Source organism: Streptomyces sp. NPDC026673, assembly GCF_040638135.1.
In the GTDB taxonomy this organism is placed as follows: domain Bacteria; phylum Actinomycetota; class Actinomycetes; order Streptomycetales; family Streptomycetaceae; genus Actinacidiphila.
Genome location: NZ_JBEZXR010000186.1, coordinates 1 through 1590 on the forward strand (window position 1 = coordinate 1; position 1590 = coordinate 1590).

A 1590-nucleotide genomic window follows, 5' to 3' on the forward strand; every position below is an offset into this window, starting at 1 on the left:
CAGAAAACCCTCCACAGACCCAATCACCCCACCACTCAGTCGTGCTCGTAGGACTGACGTGTGCTCTGCCTTGCGGCCCGCCGGGCCCCCCCCGCGGGGGGCCGGCCGGACGTCTTTCGTCCCGCGGGGCGTCCGTCAGAGGCCGGCGGCCCGGCCCGCGAGGGCGTCGAGCTCGGCGCGGGTCAGCCCGGTGGCCGCGGCGACCTCGGCGAAGTCCACCGCGCCGCAGTCGAGTCCGCGCAGCAGGTAACCGCTGAGGGCCTTGGCGGTGGCGGGCTCGTCCATGATGTCGCCCCCGGCCTTGGCGACGTAGGCCACGAGGCGGGCCGCCGCGGCGTCGAGACCCTCGCGGTAGAAGGCGTAGACCGCGGCGTAGCGCGTCGGAAGGTGGGCGGGGTGCATGTCCCAGCCCTGATGGTAGGCGCGCGCCAGTGAGCGGCGGACCAGGCCGTGGTGGAGCCGCCATGCCTCGTGGACCTGAGAACGCGGTCCCACGGGCAGCACGTTGGTGGAACCGTCCGAGAGCCGGACACCCGTTCCGGCGGCCGCCACCTGCATGACGGCCTTGGCGTGGTCGGCGACCGGGTGGTCCATGGACTGGTGGGCCGGACTGACCCCGCAGGCGGCGCTGTAGTCGAAGGTGCCGTAGTGGAGCCCTGTGGCGCGTCCTTCGGCGGCGTCGATGAGGCGGGCGACCGTGGCCGTGCCGTCGGGCCCGAGGATCGCCTGGGTGGTCTCGATCTGGATCTCGAAGCCGAGCCGTCCGGAATCGAGTCCGCGCGCCTTCTCGAACTCCCCGAGGAGCCGCACCATGGCCGTCACCTGCTGGGGGAAGGTGACCTTGGGCAGGGTCAGCACCAGGCCGTCGGGCAGCCCGCCGGCCTCCATCAGCCCGGTGAGGAAGATGTCGAGGGTGCGGATGCCGCGGTCGCGCACGGCGGCCTCCATGCACTTCATGCGGATGCCGACGTACGGCGGCGCGGTCCCGTTCTCGACGGCGGCCGCCACGATCCGCGCGGCGCGCGCGGCCGCCGCGTCCTCCTCGGCGTCGGGCCGGGACCCGTAGCCGTCCTCGAAGTCGATCCGCAGGTCCTCGACCGGTTCGCGCAGCAGCTTGGCCCGTACGCGATCGTGGACCGGGACCGCGAGCGCGGGCGGCAGGCCGAGCACGCCGGCGAGGGTCTCCGCGTCGGGGGCGTGCTCGTCGAGCGCCGCGAGGGCTCGGTCGCCCCAGGTGCGCACCGTGTCCGCGGCGAAGGCGTCGGCGGGGACGTAGACGGTGTGCACGGGCTGCCGGGTTCCGGGATCCCCGGGGTAGCGGCGGGCGAGTTCGGCGTCCACGGCGGCGAGCGAGGTGCCGATGTCCTGCCGGATCGCGTCGCCGAGCGATGTGCGGACCGTGTCGTTCTGCGCCATCGGGCACCCTCCCGGTCTTCAACAAATCGTTGAAGCGAAGCTAACGCCCTCCGCTTCGCACCGTCAACGACCCGTGGGAACGCCGGAGCCCCGTGGTGCCGTCGGGGGCGTCACGGGGCTCCGGTCGATGACCCGCCGGGGTCAGCCCTTGCGGGCGGTGACCTCCTCGGTCAG

At 73.5% G+C, this 1590-nt stretch carries 1 protein-coding gene; it reads right to left on the minus strand.

The window, feature by feature from the left end:
- Positions 1-135 precede the first annotated feature (135 nt).
- The gene (locus tag AB0F62_RS42770) at positions 136-1416 is read right to left on the minus strand and encodes an aldolase (protein ID WP_361812331.1); all 1281 of its coding nucleotides are present in this window, start codon (positions 1414-1416) and stop codon (positions 136-138) included.
- Between the last annotated feature and the right edge of the window lie 174 nt (positions 1417-1590).